We start from the raw sequence: 16,519 nt of genomic DNA, 5'->3' as shown, positions 1-16,519 counted from the left end.
GGAAGGGCTCAGAGGCCCGTGTCATCCGTGCGCGCGCGGAAGGTCAGGTCGATCCTCCGCGTGCCTTCCGCCTTGTCGCGCTTCGCCTCCGCCCGCACGAACCGCAGCGAAACGAGTCGCCCCCGGTCGAGCGTGAGATCCGCGCCCTGCAGCGCGTCGGAGACGGCGACCGCCGCGGTCTTGGCCGCCATGTATCCCTCTCGCCGCGTCACCACGCTGATCCGCAACTGGTGGATCGCGCCGGATCCGGCGCTGTCGCTCACGCCCCGCGTCGTCTCGGGGCCGAGAGCCACGAAGAGATCGGGTGCGTGCTCGGGCACGTCGTCATAGATCGCGTCCGCCACGGCAGAGGTCACTCCCGTGTCCATCGACAGATGTGCGTAGATCGCGGCCTGCAGGCTCCGTCCGGTCGCATAGCTCATGCCGCACCTCCCGCGCCCGTCAGCACCCGCGCGAGAGCCGTCAGGACCCGGCCGTCGTCGCTGTGGACCGCTTCCACCTCATAGACCTGGCCACCGTTGCGCAGCCGGTCCCCCGGTCGCGGCCGCATCGCGTGCCCCTCGGGCACGGCCGGCATCCGCACCCGGACCGAAAGCCTGGACCGGCGCCCGAACGTCTCGTCGCGCAGCGCGCCCGAGCGCATCCGCACTTCGGCCCAGAAGCCGCCGCGCGTCGCCCATGTCAATTCCTGCCCGCCACCGCCGTCGGCCAGTCGAACCGGCACCTCGAGCGTCAGGCGTCGCGTGAAGGTCTGCCCCATCAGATCGACCCTCCGATCCGCCGGGGCCGATAGGGCGAGATCAGACAGGAGATCTGCGCCGCCCCGTCGCGAACACCCTCCTCGATGTCGCGCGCCGAAAGGAGCACCGCCTCGCGCAGCGGAGACGGAAGCTGCTGCCAGCTGCTGTAGCCGGCTGCGACTGTCAGGATCAGGTCCGTCCCCGCCCCGACCGACCGCGACAGCGCGAGCGTCGTCGTATGCGCCCCTGCCTCGACCGTCGCCGGCCCCAGATCAATCGAACCGCCGACACCGCGCGCGACGATACTCCGCACGCTTTGCACGGGAACAAGGCCCAGCGTGACGCGTGCGCCCCCCTCTGCCCCGCCGACGAGCGTGACGTCGCGCGCCACGAGGATGCGGCCCGTCCGCGCCTCGATCGTCTCGATCGCGGCCCGCAGGCCTGCCTGCAACCGTCCGGTCTGACCGGGAATGTCGCCGTAGCCATCCGGCAGCCGCATCAGCGCCGCCAGCTCCGCGACCGGCAGGTCTGCGTCCGCGATCCGCTCGGATCCTTGCACCATCATCGCCATCTGCACCTCCGCGGGCGTCGTCATCATCTGGAGTGGTGGTGGAGCCAGATGCCGCGTGCGGACCAAGCCGGAGGCACGAGGCTCCACCTCCTCCGGCCGCGCCCCGACCGAAGGATCGAAATCGCCGGTGTATGGGGCGATCGAAGGCCCCGCGCCCCCTCGGCGCGGGGCCGCGTCGTCAGGCCGTCGTGAACTTCAGCAGCTTGATCGCCGCGAAGTCGGTGACGTCACCGCCCACACGCTTCGTCGCATAAAAGAGGACATGCGGCTTGGCGCTGAACGGGTCGCGCAGGACGCGCAGGTCCGGACGCTCGGCAACGGTGTAACCCGCACCGAAATCGCCGAAGGCGATCGCCGTCGCATCGGCTCCGATGTCGGGCATGTCCTCGGCGATCAGCACCGGATAGCCCATCAGTTGCGCCGGCTGCCCTGCGGCCAGGCTGTCGCTCCACAGGAACCGGCCGTCGGCATCCTTCATCTTGCGCACGGCACCGGCAGTCTTCGAATTCATCACGAAGGTCGCATTGGCGCGGTACTTCGCTCCCAGCGCATAGACCAGATCGACGATCGCATCCGACGGACGCTCGTCGTGGAAGTCATCCGTCGCCCCGGTCGCGACATAGCCCAGCCCGCCCCACGACCAGCTGGCCTCGTCCACGTTCGGATAGGTCAGGAAACCGGTGGGCTTGTCGATGCCGTCACCCGCGACGAAGGCCGCCGCTTCGGAGGTGGCGAACTTGTCCGCGATGCGCCCGGCAAGCCAGGCCTCGATGTCGAAAGCCGCATCGTCCAGCAGACGCTGCGATGCCTTGGGCATGGCCGAAAGCTCATGGAGCGGGATCGACACGCGGTCGAACTGCGGGCTGTCGGTCTCGGCGATGCCGCCGGCTTCCGTGGCCCAGCCCGCGCCGAGGTCGGTGTGATCGACCAGCACATCGTAGGACGTGGCCTCGACGTTGACCACATTCGCGATCGACCGGATCGAGGATGCGCCCATCAGCACCGACTTGACGGTCTCGGCCGTCTGCGGATCGACGAGATAGCCGCCCTCGGCCGAAACGGCCGTATTCATGCCCTTGGCGTCCAGCGACAGCGCCCGCAGCGCATCGTCATCGCCCGACCGAAGGTAGGCATCCATCGCCTTCTGGTGCGGGGCTTCGGCCATATCGGTGCCGGCCAGCTGGGGCCGTTGGGTCGTGTAGGTCATGTTCAGACGCTCTTCCTGCTGTTGCATCTTGCGGTTGATTTCCTGGCGGAAGCCCTTGAAGTCACTGACCAGTCCGGCCAGCGCCTCGGTGACTTCGCCCACGCCGTCGTGGCTCATGGGGTCTTCCTTTGCTGTTGATCGGCGGCTCAGTCGCGCGCCAGTTCCAGACGCGCGGCCTCGATCGCCCGCGCCACGTCGCGCAGGGGGTCCGCCTTGGCCCCCACCCGCGCACTGGGCAGCATCGGGAAGGTGACGAGCGACACCTCCCAGAGCTCCAGTTCCTTCAGAAGCCTGCGCCCCTGCCCGTCCTTGCCGGCCCGCTTGACCGTGTAGCCGATCGACAGCCCGTCGAGCGCACCTGCGTCGATCAGCTCGGCCGCTTCCCGGGCTTTCTCGACACCCGGCAGAAGCCGGCCCTTGACGTAGAGGCCCCGCGCGTCCTCGCGGACCTCGTCCCAGACGCCGATCACCTGCGCCGGATCGTGCTGCCAGAGCATCTTGACGCGCCGACCCTCGGCCGACATCCGCGCCAGGCTGTCGCAATAGGCCCCCGCCTCCACGACGTCGCGCCCCTTGTCCTCGACCCCGAACCACGAGGCGTAGCCCGCGATCACCGAGCCGTCCTCCAGCCGCACCGGGGTCTCCCCCTGCATGAACTTCCGCTCCAGACCCATGGGCCTCTCCTTCACAGTGAAATCAGATAGTTGACGCCCTGGGCCAGCACCGTCCCCGCCACGCCCATCACGGCGAGCCAGAGCCGCTTCTCGAGCCGCTCCAGCGTCCCCTCGATCTGCCGCAGCCGGAACGAGAGCGCGTCCCAGCGCTCCTCCAGCACGCGTTCGTTGGCGTCGATCCGGGCGTTCGCCGCGTCGAAGGGATCGTAGAGAAACCGCGACCCGCCGCCGCGCGCGAGCGTCATGCGTCGTCCTTCGGCGGCAGGCCCAGCATCCGCCGCTTCTCCGCCTCGCTCAGGAAATCCGCCCCGGTGATGCGCGCCCATTCGGCATCCCGCTCCGCCTGCAGCGCCGGCACCCGGTCGCGGTCCACGTCGAGCCGCGCGTCGAACCCGCCGTGCCGCCCGATCCAATGTGCAAGCCCGTCGCAGAGCTTCATCAGAAGCGGCACGACCGTCAGCCGGTAGAAGGCCCGGTTCGCCTCCGCATAGTTGGCGTAGGTCGCGTCGCCCGGAATACCCAGCATCATCGGCGGCACACCGAAGGCCATCGCGATCTCGCGCGCCGCCGCCTCCTTCGTCTTCTGGAACTCCATGTCCGAGGGGCTGAACCCCATCGGCTTCCAGTCGAGCCCACCGTCGAGCAGCATCGGACGCCCCGCGTTGCGCGCGCCCTGGTGCTGCGCCTCCATCTCGGCCGAGAGCATGTCGAACTGTTCCTGCGTGAGCCCCTCGCCCGAGTTGACGATCGCCCCCGAGGGCCGCGCCGCATTGTCGAGGAGCCCCTTCGACCAGCGCGAGGCCGCATCGTGCACATCGAGCGCACCGGCCGCCGGGGCCAGTGGCGACAGGCCGTAGTGATCATCCTGCGGATGGAACGCGCGGATGTGACAGATCGGGCTGACCTCGCCGACCTTGAAGCGGTGCGACCGCCCGCCGACCGTGTAGTCGTAGGCTACCGGCCACCCGTCGCCCCCAGGCACGACCGACATGCGGTCCGAGCGCAGCACATGCAGCTCGGCCGGCATCCCGCCGCTCCCGACCGCCTCGACATACGCGTTGCCCGAGAGCAGGAACTGACCGCACAGCGTCTCGATGAACTCCGCCCGCCCTTGCGCCGCGTTTGGCCGGTCGAGCAGCGCGAGCATTGGATGCGCTTCCATCCGCGTGCCGTCCTCGGAGCAGTACAGCGGCATCGCCGCCGCCGCCTCCGAGATCAGCTTGACCGCGCGAAAGCCGACCGGGTTCCCGGCGAAGCCCATCCGCATCAGGCTGCCCGTGTCCCGCGGTGACCAGACGGCGCGCCCGACCGCGCCCATGGCCGCCAGCCGCCCCGTGACCGACGCCTTCGTCTCCGGGGCCACTGCGGCCGCCTTCCGTTTGAATCCGAACATCGTCCGTCCTTCCGTCTGCCCAAAAAGAAAGGGGCCGCCCGGGCCCCTCGCGCATGTCCATCCGTGTCGCCGTTCAGAGCTGTCGCATCCGCGGCCCCGACCGCGCCACCGCCGGGTCCAGCATCGCGGCCCAAAGCGCCCAGACCAGAGCATCGACGCGATCCGGCGACCCGACGCCGCGATAACCCGTCACCGACATCCGGCACATCTGGTCTTCGAGCCCGCCGAGCCCGCGGCGGTGCCGCACCCGCCCCTGCTCATAGAGCGCCGCCACCGGCTCCGCGCGCAGGCCCTTGCCGCGCCGGGCCGTCACCTTGCGGTAGCTCACCGTCGGGGCCACCTGCCGCAGCACCGCCTCGATCATGTCGCCGCCCTGGTTGCCCTCTGCGACCACACGGTCGGCACCCCAGCGCGCGTAAGCTCCGGCGACCGCCTCTGCCCACTCCGTGGGGGAGGCGGCCGACACGGACGCATCCTCCAGCACCCAGGCCTTCCAGTCCTTCGCCGGCCCGCGCGTCACCGCGCCGACAACCACAATTCCGGTCTCGTCCGCTCCGTCCTTCGACGTCACCGCCGGGTCGACGCCCACGATCACCCGGTCGAACTCGGGAACCTCGTCGACACGCAGCGCATCCAGAAGCGGCGTCGTCCAGAAGGCCCCCTCGATATCGTCGAGGAGCACGCCCTCCAGCTCCTGACGCCCGAGCCGCGTGCCGCCGTAGCGCGCCTTCACCTCCTCCAGGAACGACGCCGCCAGGTTCGCGCGGTTCGCCTCTGTGGTCGCATGGGTCGTCACCGACGACGGCCGGTCGATCAGGTCCTTCAGGATCGCGATGTTCTTCGGGGTCGTCGTGACGACCGCCCGCGGGGCCTCCCCCAGCCGCAGGCCGAACTGCAGCATGTCCCAGGCCGCCTCCGGCTGTTTCCACTTGGCCAGCTCATCCGCCCAGGCCGCGTCGAACTGTGGCCCCCGCAGGGCCTCGTAGTCATGGGCCGAGAAGGCCTGCGCCTCCGCCCCGTTCGGCCAGACCAGCTTGCGCTGACCCGCCTTCCAGACCGGCCGCCGATCGGGCGGCGAACACGCAAGGATGCCGCTGTCCCCCTCGATCATCACGTCCCGGACCTGATCGTAGGTTTCCCCCAGAAGGGCCACGCGCCGCGCCTCTCCCGCCATCAGCGGGCGCGATCCCTCCACCATCGAGCGGACCCATTCGGCTCCGGCGCGGGTCTTGCCCGCGCCCCGACCACCGAGGATCACCCAGGTCCGCCAGTTGCCCTCGGGCGGCAGCTGATGCTCCAGCGCCCAGAAGTCGAACAGATACGGCAACGCCGCGGCCTCTTCATCCGTCAGCGCCTCGATGAACGCCTCCCTCACCTCCGTTGCGGCGGATGCCATCAAGGCGGCGCCGGATCGAAGTGCGTGCCGCGTCGAAGTCGATCCCGTCTCCGCCCCGCTCCCGTCGTAGGACATCGGCCACCTTCCCTTCTTCGGCGATGACGAGCGTCACGGCCTTCGCGAGGTCGCGCTGAAGCGCCGTCAGATCGGCCGCCTTCAACTCCTCCACGCTCAGCGTGTTCAGCTCCGCCAGTTTTCGTTCCACCGCCTGTCTCAGCCCCTCCATTCCGGAAAGCGCCGCCTCGACACGCGAAAAGAGCCCGTCCGAGGTGTCGCCACCTCCGGGCCCGATGATGTGTTCTTCCATTCCCGTAAGCTCCGTGCAGGTTTTCACCTTGGTCCGCACGACGATCGATGGGCCAAACCGGGGGTTGCCCCGGCCCTCCGCGCCCATTTCTTCCAGCTTGCACAAAAGATGTTTTCGAGCGTTCGCACGGTCAACGAAAAAGTCATCGCCGGCACGAAAAAACTCGATAGTAATTATTGTTCAGTTACTTACGTGAACCGTTTCAGGGCTGAAAACCCTTGTGACGTCGATTTGGGGGAACGAGACCGCGGCTGCGTGGTTCTGTCGGCATCGTCCCGTCGGCGACGCTTTGCCGATGGGACAGACCATAACCAAGTTGAAGAGAGACCTATGACCTTTCGCATCCTGACCGCCGCCAGCATCGCCACCCTGATGGTCGCCGCGCCCGCCGTCGCCCAGACGGCCGACACGGCGACCACCACAACCGTGACGACCGAGCAGACGCGCACCGCGCAGGTTGCCACCGACCTGAACCTGCGCGCCGGCCCCGGCCCCAACTTCGCGATCGAGGGCACCATGCCCGCCGAGTCGACCGTCGAGCTGAAGGGCTGCATCGAAAGCGGTGCCTGGTGCGAGATCAACTTCGAGGGCCAGAGCGGCTACGCCTACGCCCCCTACCTCGTGGTCGAGGAAGACGATCAGCTCGCTGTCGTGAGCGACGTCACCACCGTCACCACGATCGAGTCGGTCGAGGCCAACGAAGACAACGGCGCGACCGCTCTCATCGGCGGCGGCGTCGGTGCAGGCGTCGCCTCGGCCCTGATCGGTGGCCCGGCCGCCATCGTCGGCGGTGCCCTCGTCGGCTCGCTCGCCGGGGCCACGGTCAACCCCGAGGTGGAGACACTGACCTACGTGGAGAGCAACCCGGTCGAGCCCGTCATCATCGAGGGCGAACCGATCGTCGGCGCGGTCATCCCGCAGGAAGTCGTGCTCGCCGAAGTGCCGGAGTCCGACTACCTCTACACCAACCTCAACGGCCAGCCGGTTCTCGTGAACGCCGAAGACCGCGCGATCGTCTACATCGTCCGCTAAACGACGCAGACGCCAAGACGAAAGGGGCGGCTCCCGGAGCCGCCCCTTTTTACGGACAAGACGGACGTCAGTTCCCTTCGGTCGCCCCCCGCGCCGCCTCGATCGCGCGCCAGGCGGCCACGTTCTCGTTGTGCTCCGCGAGCGTTTCGGCGAAGGCGTGCCCCCCGGTGCCGTCGGCCACGAAGAACAGGAACTCGGTCTCCTCGGGGTCGAGCGCCGCCCGGATCGACGCGGCGCCCGGATTGGCGATGGGCGTCGGCGGCAGACCGTCGATGACATAGGTGTTGTAGGGTGTCTCCGCCCGCAGCTCCGAGGCCCGGATGCCCCGGCCCAGCGGCCCGCCCTGCCCGTTCGTGATGCCATAGATGACGGTTGGGTCCGTCTGCAGACGCATTCCCTGGTTCAACCGGTTGACGAAGACCGCAGAGACGGTGCGCCGCTCCTCGGGCACCCCGGTTTCCTTCTCCACGATGGACGCGAGGATCAACGCCTCCTCCGGCGTCTCGATCGGCAGGTCCGGCGCGCGGGCCGCCCAGGCCTCCGCCAGGATCCGCTCCTGCGAGAGCCGCATCCGGTTCACCAGATCCTCCGCCGCCGAGCCGCGCGCCACATCGTAGGTGTCCGGCGCGAGCGAGCCTTCCGGCGGCAGGGCGATCTCCTCCGCACCCTCCAGGAAGTCCACCGATTTCAATGCATTGACCACGTCCCAAGACGTCACGCCGGGCGCGACCGACACGCGCCAGGTGATCGGCACGCCGCGGTCGAGGAGCTCGGTGTATTCCGCCGGCACCTCGTCGACACCGGGCTGATAGGTGGCGATCTCCACCACCTCCTCCTGCCCGGGCACGCGCTCGCGCACCCGGACCTCGGGGCCACGCTGCCGGATCAGGTAGGTCACCGTATAGGGGAAGACCGACTGGCCGCCCGCCGTCACGATGTCGAGCACCTCCGGCATCGACGCACCGGCGGGGATCTCGTAGGTGCCGAACTTCAGGTCGCTGCCGCGTTCGGCATAATTCGTCCCGATCCGGAAGATGCTCCCCGACGACACGATCCCTTCCTCGGCCAGCCGGTCCGAGACCTGCCGCATCGACGCCCCGCGCGGCACCTCGAAGAATACCGCCTCCGCCAGCGGACCGGGCTCATCCCACTTCGACTTGCCGATCTGGATGATGCCGGCAAGGCACGCGATCAGCACCACGCCCAGCGTCAGTGCATTGGCTGCAATATGCTTCCACATCAGATGGTTGCACCCCGACGTTAAACCTTGCTCATGACGAGCGATGCGTTTGTGCCACCGAAGCCGAAGGAATTCGACAGCACGGTGTCGATCTCTCGCTTCTCGGCTACTTTCGGCGCAAGCGACAGCTTCGTCTCCACCGCCGGCGTCTCGAGATTAAGCGTCGGCGGCGCGATCTGGTCGCGCAGCGCGAGGATGCAGAAGATCGCCTCCACCGCGCCCGCGGCCCCCAGAAGATGCCCGATGGCCGATTTCGTCGACGACATCGTCGCCCCCGACGCGGCATCGCCCATCATCCGCTCAACCGCACCGAGCTCGATCGTATCGGCCATGGTCGAGGTGCCATGGGCGTTGATGTAGTCCACATCCGCCGGCGTCAGGCCCGCAGAGCGCAGCGCCGCGCGCATCGACCGCTCCGCCCCGTCGCCGTCCTCCGACGGTGCCGTGATGTGATAGGCGTCGCCCGAGAGGCCGTAACCCGTCACCTCGGCATAGATCTTGGCCCCCCGCGCCTTCGCATGCTCGTATTCCTCCAGCACGACGACGCCCGCGCCCTCGCCCATGACGAAGCCGTCACGGTCCTCCGAATAGGGCCGCGACGCCTTGGTCGGGTCGTCGCCCCACTTGGTCGAGAGCGCCTTGCACGCATTGAACCCCGCGATCCCGATCTCCGAGATCGGGCTCTCCGCCCCGCCCGCGACCATCACGTCCGCATCGCCGAGCGCGATCAGCCGGCTCGCGTCGCCTATGGCGTGGGCCCCGGTCGAACAGGCCGTCACGACGGCATGGTTCGGCCCCTTGAAGCCGTAGCGGATCGAGACCTGCCCGGAGACGAGGTTGATGAGCGCCGAGGGAATGAAGAACGGCGACACCCGCCGCGGCCCCCGCTCCTTCAGGAGGACGGCTGTCTCGGCGATGGTGCTCAGGCCTCCGATACCGGATCCGATCATAACGCCGGTGCGATGCTGCCCCTCGTCGTCCTCGGGCGTCCAGCCGGCATCCTCGACCGCCTGCACGGCCGCCGCCATACCGTAGAGGATGAAGTCGTCGACCTTGCGCCGCGCCTTCGGGTCCATCCAGTCGTCGGGGTTGAACGTGCCGTCGCTGCCGTCGCCGCGCGGGATCTCGCAGGCGTAGGTCGTGGCCAAATGGCCCGCGTCGAACCGCGTGATCGTCCCCGCACCCGATTGCCCGGCCAGAAGCCGTTTCCAGGTCTCCTCGACGCCGCAGGCCAGCGGCGTCACCATTCCCAGTCCTGTCACCACGACACGGCGCATCTGCATCTGCCCAATCTCCAGCCTCGTTTCCGGCCTGATACACGCGCGCCCCCGCGCCCTCAAGCGCGACCGGGGTCCGCACGTCCGCCAGAGCGTTCGCCCCCTCGACTCCGCGACAGGGTCTGCGAGACTACCCAAGTCGCACAACCCACGAAAGATCGCCTCGCGCGACCACACCGATCGTCACCAACTTCGCCCTGGCGTCAGAAAGGAAAGACGGAGTCGTCGCGATCCGGTGGCGCGAAAAGCAATATCGCGTCGCCAAAACCCGTCACGGTAGCAAGGCACGTACAGAAATGTTCGAAATTAAATGGAGGCGAGTACCGGAAGAAGTTCAGCATACCAAATAATGTTTTATTTCAATAGCTTAGTGTCATTCTTGTTGCCGTTGGTAACACGCAATGACTCACAACTGCGCATCATTGGGGTGCTACGCTGTCCATCAGGTCTATTTGATCCAACCATCTGCTTGTCAGTTGTATTATCGATCCCGCCACAATAGCCTTGGCTATGAGCCTGCGGGCAGATTTTACCGCTGTGTTTCGCAGTGGATGAAACCATCGTCGGGTGGATATGCTCCTTCCGTCATCTTTGCATATCTTATGAGACACTTACGTTTGCATAGGAGTGCCCGCAGGCTCACTTCAAGGTGGGCGGCATATGAAATCGATAGAACAACTCAAGGCGGCAGCGGGACTGAGCGACATCGCCCATATCATTGGGTTCAAACCCAAATCTCTTGCCTACGTGCTTTATGTTTTGCCCCCAGCTTCGCGCTATGCGCAGTTTTCGATTCCTAAGTCCAGTGGTGGAACGCGGGATATTCTCGCACCAGTTCCTCAGTTGAAGTTGGCACAAAGGAGGCTGTGTGAACATCTCCAGAATTGTTTGCATGACATCGAAGCTCAACTGACTGTCAAATCAGATTGCATTCTTGCCCATGGCTTTAAGCGAGACCTATCCATTGTAACGAACGCCAGTATCCACGTCGGTCGTCGATGGGTCCTGAACCTCGACTTGAAAGACTTCTTTCCAAGTATCAACTTTGGTCGGGTTCGAGGGTTTTTCATCAAGAACAAACACTTCTGTCTGCAACCTGACGCTGCAACAGTGCTGGCTCAGATCATCTGCCACGACAACCAGCTTCCACAGGGCGCACCAACCTCACCTGTTGTGTCCAATCTCATCGCGGGATTGCTAGACATACGCCTCAATAAAATGGCGACGCAAAACCGATGTTCCTACACACGTTATGCAGACGACATTACCTTTTCCACGAACACTCGTGATTTCCCTCAGAGTCTTGCAAAGATCGATCAGGATGGCGTGTGGACATTAGGAAACCGTCTACATAAGCGCATCAAGCAATCAGGTTATGCAATCAACTCCAAGAAGACACGAATGCAATTTAGACGGTCCCGTCAAGAGGTAACGGGGCTCACTGTGAATACCGAAGTTGGCATCAAGAGGGAGCGATTGAAGAATACTCGCGCACAGGTCGATAATCTGGTGCGCAATGGGGTTTGCCACGCTAGAGGGAACCCAATGCAACCCGTTGGCTCGGTGAGCCTACAGGGTCACTTAGCCCACATAGCATGGGTGAAAGGCAGGTATGTTGATCACTCTAGGTCAGATGGGCACTGGAAGCGGGAACCAGCTTACGTGCAGACGTATCGAAAGTTTCTTGACCATCAGACCTTTGTCGCAAGCCCACAACCTGTGATCATCTGCGAAGGCAAGACTGACAACACTTATTTTAGGTGCTCGATAAATCGAATAGCCGGAGCCCCTGCGAACTTGACCGACAAAGCCAATCCTACCGGACTTGCCGTTCGGTTGTTCCAGTTCACCAGAACTACCTCATGGGTCCAAAGACTGAATGGTGGGACCGGAGACATCAAGAATTTCATCGAATGGTATGCAGAACGCATGAGAGTGCTTTCAGCCACGAAATTTATATCTCCGGTTGTTTTGGTAGTGGACAATGACTCCGGTGTGAAGAAAGGTGGATTGAACTCTTTGGTTAAATCAAAAACCAAATCGGCTGTCGCCATCGATGGTTCAAGTGACTTCTACCATGTCGGCCAAAACCTTTACCTCGTTCACACACCTAAGTCCGCCACAGGTGGCGACACCATGATCGAAGACTTCCTGCCAGCCGCCGTTAAAGGCCAAACGCTGGGTGGCAAGACCTTGGAATTGGATGAAAGCAAGTTTGATCCAAAGAAGAACTATGGCAAGGTGCCACTGGCGGAAACCATCGTGAAGCGTCAGCAGGACAAGATTAACTTCGACGCATTCCTTCCCCTATTGATGCGTGTATCGAAGGCACTTGATCATTTCGACAAGAGCGCATTTAAGGCTTAAGCTTCCTGTCTCATAAACGGTCGTTTCCAAGGTTCTCGATACCTGCTTGACGCCAGCTGGGTGTTCCTTGCGAAACGCACTTCGGATTATTCTCATAAACCCATATCGAAATAAGCTGCCTGCTTCGCTATGATGTTGATGAGTTTCGAGAAGGAGAACGCATGAACATAGGATACGCACGGATCAGCACTGACACCCAAATCATGGACGCCCAGTTAGCAGCGTTGAAGGCAGCAGGGTGCGAGAAGATATTCACCGAGGTCGCGTCCGGCGCAAAGAAGGACAGACCCGTCCTGGCCGAGGTGTTGGACTATCTGCGGCCCAATGGTAATGACAAGCTCGTGGTCTACAAGCTGGATCGGGTGGCCCGTAGCCTACCGCATCTCATCGAAATCATGGACCACCTGAACAAGCACGGTATCGAGTTCCAGAGCCTGTCTGAGGCCATCGACACCAAGACCCCAGGGGGCAGGCTGCTGTTCCATGTGATGGGCGCAATATCCGCCTTTGAACGTGACTTGATCATTGAACGGACCCAGGCGGGCTTGAAAGCTGCTAGAGAGAAAGGCCGCGTAGGTGGAAGGCCCAAAAAGATGACCGAAGACAAGATGGCTGCCGTCCGTGAACTGTTGGCCAATGGGACGCCCGTCAAGGACGCAGCTGCTGCCGTGGGTGTCTCGGTCCCGACTCTGTATCGATGGCTTCCTGGAAGGCAGCGATGAACGTCCGTCTACCAATGGCACGTGGCCGCGTCTCCGACCCGCGCAGGAGAGGGCGGCGGACTTCGACATCGATCAAACCTTCTTTTCCTTACTAAGGCTGTTCCTGGGTCACCGTAGATCGCACAGTGCCCAACTGTTGTCCTGAAGGTCCATGGTCTGGGCCTAGGTGCCAGCATCCGGATAAGACAATGGCTCTGGCGTCGTTTGACATTCACAAGGCTTGTGGTCCTCACGTGAGCCCGAATGCGCTGACGATCCGCCTTGTATCTGTTGAACGCCTTTTTGAATGCACCAGGGTGCGACTTACGCAGCTGGCTGAGCCTCTCAGCATCGAACAGCCTTCCTTGACCAGTTCGGATGTCGTGTCGATCCAACTCGTCAGCAACTTCTGCCAGCTTTGGTCGTCGGCCACGGCTGCGACGCACCATGACAGTGATGACCTCTAGAACTGCATCTAGCCGCTCTTTTGCCAGTGCTTTCTTCTTCTTCGCGCCTTGATGAGAATGCTGCTTGATCCTTGTCGACCCATGCACACCACCAGAGGCTCGGTATCGTTCCAGTCCATCCCTTCGTGCCCGCTGCTGATCTTTAGTCCTTTTGGCGACCTCGATGTGCTGCTTCGCTGCCATGAGGTCGTCCAGACTCTTCCCCGTCTCGGCATCCAGAATCCGGTGACCCACACCCTGAGCTTGGATCAATTCGAAGACCTCAGTGCATCTGCCGATACGATCCAGATTGGATACGAGAATGATTGCATGAGGATGTCTGATCAGCAGTTTCAATGCCTTGCCAAGCCCACGGCAAAATCTGACCTCTGGATCAACTCGACCTGATATGACCTCCTTGATGTCACCAATAGTAGACCGTGCAAGGCTGAAGTTAGGATACTTGTGTTTGATGCTTCTCAGTTGAGATTGATAGCCACTCGCTTCTTGTGACTTGCTGCTAACACGCCTGTAGGCAATGACTTGGTTAGCAGAAATCTTGCTTGAAATGAACGATGACACCATGGACCTAAAATATGTAAAACCTTGTCTAGAAGACCCCCACGCTTAAGACTAAGGATGCGCTCCAGTGGTCGCCTAGCAATTTGAAATTCGGTTGATGACACGTTCATTTCAAGCCCAGGAACGGTGACGCAGCCAAACTGGGTTCCCTACGGCAGTATTTAGTCTGACAATAGTCGGACCTGAGACCTTTCCGCCCGAGTGAATTTCAAGCATGTCCGACTTGAGCGTGATCCTGGTCGCTCTTCCTAAATAAAGGTAGGAGGAGACCCAATGATGAAACGATTTTCTGTTCGTAATCTGGATGAGGCAGCCATCGATATGTTGTCTGACATCAAGGCTGAAGAGCGCCGTGAACTGGGGGCGATCCTGGAAGACTGTATCCACGCCTACTGGCACGAATTGTTCGAAGATGCTGACGACCTGCTAGAAGCCGCGTAGCCAAGCCTACAGTGGCAATCCACGAGTCGTGTAGGCGTCTATGAAGGCAGGTAGGTTGATCACCCGTGGCACTCGGCGTTTACGACCTGTTTCGCGCTCCAGGGCGGCCTCTGCGGCCTTATACACCTTCGATAGCTGTTGAATACGCCCGCTAATGCCTGGGTTACCCTTGATCGATTTCCAAGCATGAAGGACGTAGGGCTGTAGCAATGCCTCGTATGTCAAATCCTCAATGGAAAAAAATTCATCATCGTTGGCACCGATTACAGGCAGACTGCGAAGGAACCGCAGCAGGTCTTCGTCCGCCAACTGATCGAAGAAAGAGATTACGTCCGTCACTGTGTCGGTTGCCAGCTCCATGTCCTCAGTAGCTGCCATCGGCTCTTCCTTCCCTGCTATTGCATCCACTCCCATATTTATCGGAGTTGCGTCGTTGCCGGATCAGAACTGGAACCAGGTCTTAACTGGCCAATGGCCATTGCCCTCACCTTCCGATGATAGAGCTTGGGTATGCATAGGGGCGGCAGCCCAAGCTGCTCCCTTATCGCATTGCGCTCCCACAGCCGCTCAAGAATGGCCTGACGCGACTGTGGGTGCCTGATGGTCATTCGATTGTGTAGGTCGTTGGATTGCCATTCGATCCAATAATTACCAACTGACCGTCCGTCAGGGCGGCATCCTGGCACACTTCTGGCCCTGCGAACCGTGCGGGTTGTGTCAGTGTTCGGCACCATTTGCCGTTCGAGATACGCCAAGTGCCCGACAGTGTGTCACCACCTGCTAGGGTGCCGACCAAAGCCCCGTTTGCACCCGCAGTCAGCCGAGTGTCGCCTGCCACCAGAGTGCGACCTGAAACGGCCTGAGTGATGGGATCAACGGGTTGTGTCTCGGTGCAGGCAGAAACGGTGACGATCATGGCAGTCGCGCCAACTGATACAGTTCTGAACATGTGCAAGGTTCCTTCGATTCATGTTGGTATTGAGAGTGGGGCTTCATCGGACGCAATCGTCACTTGTTGTCAGCCAAGACCACAGCCCGTCCGGCTGCAAAACTGGCCCACAGGAAAGCGATTTGAACGCTATGGTGGAGAGCGATGTATCCGCCAGGAGAGAAGCGAAGAATGCCGGACTCAAACCCGTAGAGCACCATGTCCAGGTGGGCGGAAGTCCAGAACAGCATAAACTGAATGAACAGAATAACGCCGCAGCAGATGATGATCTCTGACAGGAAGAACGCCAAAGCCCCAGCCAGGAACCCGCCGATCACAGTGATCATTACGAGGATGATGATCTGCAACCCTGTGAAGGAGGTCAGTAAGACTTCGATCATTCGGCTTGACCCTCCAGCCTTCCAGATTTTGGGCAAGGTTGAACGCAGTGAAGACCAACAAGGTCATTCGGCGTGACCGCCCCGTCTGTCGCGTCATAGATGCGTTTCATCAAGCCCTTGCGTGGGGTGACAATCCCATCGGCGATGCGGCTTACAGTAGCAGTCGTCGTGTTGACCGACTTGGCGAACACAGCCATCGAAATGCCACGTGAGGAGAGGAAGTCATTGAGCGTCATGTCTTTCGATTTACGATAAACGCAAGTGATTCGCCACCGTAGATTAGCGGGTGGGAGAATCTGATCGTTACGATTAATGTAAACTGAAAGGCATAAAGCACATGGGACTGGTTCGTTGGCGATCCACATCATCCTTCGGCAATCTCGCGAACAAGCTGGGCTCACGCTTGAACAAGCCGCCGACCGTATCGGCATCTCTGGCGCGTCATTCAGCCGGATGGAGACCGGACAGTCTAAGGTCACTACGGAACGGCTGGAAATGCTTGCTCAGTTGTATGGCGTTTCGGCTTCTGCACTCATGGAAGGGAGCATTGTGATGCGACCGTCCACCGTGGACCTCGAACGGTTGAAAGCGGTCGTGCAGGTCGTGCAGAGCGTCATTAACCGCAAACGGGTCAAGCCGTCGCCAGAGAAGATGGCGATGGCGGTCTCGGAATTATACCGACTGGAAATCGATCACATCGTCAGCGATCCGAAGGCCGAGTTCGATCCGAACCGTCATATCGGCATCATTGAGGCGATGTTCAGCAAATGAATACAAACATCACGAAAGACACGTTCGGTAAAACGGACGGAAGGG

At 62.2% G+C, this 16,519-nt stretch carries 20 protein-coding genes; 5 read left to right on the top strand and 15 right to left on the bottom strand.

The genetic code is table 11. The features are described 5' to 3' along the window. Positions 1 to 8: 8 nt before the first annotated feature. From HSX43_RS08985 to HSX43_RS19645, 9 genes are all read right to left on the bottom strand, one after another. Positions 9 to 422 carry a DUF3168 domain-containing protein gene (locus HSX43_RS08985; protein ID WP_179379789.1) on the bottom strand — a complete coding sequence of 138 codons (414 nt, stop codon included), beginning with the start codon at positions 420 to 422 and terminating at the stop codon, positions 9 to 11. Beyond that, the gene (locus HSX43_RS08980; RefSeq protein WP_179379788.1) at positions 419 to 760 is read right to left on the bottom strand and encodes a phage head completion protein; all 342 of its coding nucleotides are present in this window, start codon (positions 758 to 760) and stop codon (positions 419 to 421) included. The genes HSX43_RS08985 and HSX43_RS08980 overlap by 4 nt, the downstream gene beginning before the upstream one ends. After that, positions 760 to 1,338, bottom strand: coding sequence for a head-tail connector protein (locus HSX43_RS08975; RefSeq protein ID WP_179379787.1), 579 nt, complete (start codon positions 1,336 to 1,338; stop codon positions 760 to 762). The genes HSX43_RS08980 and HSX43_RS08975 overlap by 1 nt, the downstream gene beginning before the upstream one ends. A gap of 151 nt (positions 1,339 to 1,489) precedes the next feature. Further along, positions 1,490 to 2,635: a phage major capsid protein gene (locus HSX43_RS08970; RefSeq protein ID WP_179379786.1), complete on the bottom strand. Its 1,146-nt coding sequence runs from the start codon at positions 2,633 to 2,635 to the stop codon at positions 1,490 to 1,492. Positions 2,636 to 2,664: 29 nt separating this feature from the next. After that, entirely contained in the window at positions 2,665 to 3,192 is a 528-nt protein-coding gene (locus HSX43_RS08965; RefSeq protein WP_179379785.1) for an HK97 family phage prohead protease, read from the bottom strand. A gap of 11 nt (positions 3,193 to 3,203) precedes the next feature. Then, positions 3,204 to 3,437 (bottom strand): GTA head formation protein, RCAP_rcc01685 family, encoded by a 234-nt coding sequence (locus HSX43_RS08960; protein ID WP_179379784.1) that lies wholly within the window; start codon positions 3,435 to 3,437, stop codon positions 3,204 to 3,206. After that, positions 3,434 to 4,585 (bottom strand): phage portal protein, encoded by a 1,152-nt coding sequence (locus tag HSX43_RS08955; protein WP_179379783.1) that lies wholly within the window; start codon positions 4,583 to 4,585, stop codon positions 3,434 to 3,436. The genes HSX43_RS08960 and HSX43_RS08955 overlap by 4 nt, the downstream gene beginning before the upstream one ends. A 73-nt stretch (positions 4,586 to 4,658) precedes the next feature. Then, positions 4,659 to 5,981, bottom strand: coding sequence for a DNA-packaging protein (locus tag HSX43_RS08950; RefSeq protein WP_235962596.1), 1,323 nt, complete (start codon positions 5,979 to 5,981; stop codon positions 4,659 to 4,661). After that, on the bottom strand, positions 5,926 to 6,393 hold the full coding sequence (locus HSX43_RS19645) for a hypothetical protein (protein ID WP_235962595.1): 468 nt from the start codon (positions 6,391 to 6,393) through the stop codon (positions 5,926 to 5,928). The genes HSX43_RS08950 and HSX43_RS19645 overlap by 56 nt, the downstream gene beginning before the upstream one ends. Positions 6,394 to 6,618: 225 nt before the next feature. Here HSX43_RS19645 and HSX43_RS08945 point away from each other — a divergent pair, with 225 nt between their 5' ends. Further along, positions 6,619 to 7,320: a DUF1236 domain-containing protein gene (locus HSX43_RS08945; RefSeq protein ID WP_179379781.1), complete on the top strand. Its 702-nt coding sequence runs from the start codon at positions 6,619 to 6,621 to the stop codon at positions 7,318 to 7,320. Positions 7,321 to 7,387: 67 nt separating this feature from the next. On the opposite strand, the gene mltG is transcribed toward HSX43_RS08945, so the two are convergent. Beyond that, complete coding sequence (gene mltG, locus HSX43_RS08940; RefSeq protein ID WP_179379780.1) at positions 7,388 to 8,560, bottom strand: endolytic transglycosylase MltG; 1,173 nt, start codon at positions 8,558 to 8,560, stop codon at positions 7,388 to 7,390. Positions 8,561 to 8,580: 20 nt separating this feature from the next. Next, the gene (gene fabF / locus HSX43_RS08935) at positions 8,581 to 9,837 is read right to left on the bottom strand and encodes a beta-ketoacyl-ACP synthase II (RefSeq protein ID WP_179380031.1); all 1,257 of its coding nucleotides are present in this window, start codon (positions 9,835 to 9,837) and stop codon (positions 8,581 to 8,583) included. Between the two features lie 660 nt (positions 9,838 to 10,497). On the opposite strand from fabF, the gene HSX43_RS08930 reads away from it, so the two are divergent. Further along, positions 10,498 to 12,204: a retron Ec67 family RNA-directed DNA polymerase/endonuclease gene (locus tag HSX43_RS08930; protein WP_179379779.1), complete on the top strand. Its 1,707-nt coding sequence runs from the start codon at positions 10,498 to 10,500 to the stop codon at positions 12,202 to 12,204. A gap of 161 nt (positions 12,205 to 12,365) precedes the next feature. Next, positions 12,366 to 12,926, top strand: coding sequence for a recombinase family protein (locus tag HSX43_RS08925; RefSeq protein ID WP_179379778.1), 561 nt, complete (start codon positions 12,366 to 12,368; stop codon positions 12,924 to 12,926). A gap of 8 nt (positions 12,927 to 12,934) precedes the next feature. Here the strand turns inward: HSX43_RS08925 and HSX43_RS20015 are convergent, their stop codons facing one another. After that, entirely contained in the window at positions 12,935 to 13,936 is a 1,002-nt protein-coding gene (locus tag HSX43_RS20015) for a recombinase family protein (RefSeq protein WP_407929368.1), read from the bottom strand. A 273-nt stretch (positions 13,937 to 14,209) separates the two neighbouring features. On the opposite strand from HSX43_RS20015, the gene HSX43_RS08915 reads away from it, so the two are divergent. Continuing rightward, positions 14,210 to 14,374, top strand: a complete 165-nt coding sequence (locus tag HSX43_RS08915) for a hypothetical protein (RefSeq protein ID WP_179379776.1) — start codon at positions 14,210 to 14,212, stop codon at positions 14,372 to 14,374. Positions 14,375 to 14,380: 6 nt separating this feature from the next. Here HSX43_RS08915 and HSX43_RS08910 read toward each other — a convergent pair whose 3' ends face one another. From HSX43_RS08910 to HSX43_RS08900, 3 genes are all read right to left on the bottom strand, one after another. Next, a complete protein-coding gene (locus HSX43_RS08910; RefSeq protein WP_179379775.1) occupies positions 14,381 to 14,752 on the bottom strand; it encodes a hypothetical protein in 372 nt (123 codons plus the stop codon). Positions 14,753 to 15,382: 630 nt separating this feature from the next. Continuing rightward, positions 15,383 to 15,703 (bottom strand): hypothetical protein, encoded by a 321-nt coding sequence (locus tag HSX43_RS08905; RefSeq protein ID WP_179379774.1) that lies wholly within the window; start codon positions 15,701 to 15,703, stop codon positions 15,383 to 15,385. Further along, positions 15,700 to 15,939, bottom strand: coding sequence for a hypothetical protein (locus HSX43_RS08900; RefSeq protein WP_179379773.1), 240 nt, complete (start codon positions 15,937 to 15,939; stop codon positions 15,700 to 15,702). Before HSX43_RS08900 ends, HSX43_RS08905 begins: the two co-directional genes overlap by 4 nt. 115 nt (positions 15,940 to 16,054) lie before the next feature. Here HSX43_RS08900 and HSX43_RS08895 point away from each other — a divergent pair, with 115 nt between their 5' ends. Then, positions 16,055 to 16,474 carry a helix-turn-helix domain-containing protein gene (locus HSX43_RS08895; RefSeq protein WP_179379772.1) on the top strand — a complete coding sequence of 140 codons (420 nt, stop codon included), beginning with the start codon at positions 16,055 to 16,057 and terminating at the stop codon, positions 16,472 to 16,474. Positions 16,475 to 16,519: the final 45 nt, after the last annotated feature.

Source organism: Jannaschia marina, assembly GCF_013404595.1.
Taxonomy (GTDB): Bacteria; Pseudomonadota; Alphaproteobacteria; order Rhodobacterales; family Rhodobacteraceae; genus Jannaschia; species Jannaschia marina.
This window is presented reverse-complemented; position numbering and strand designations above follow the sequence as displayed.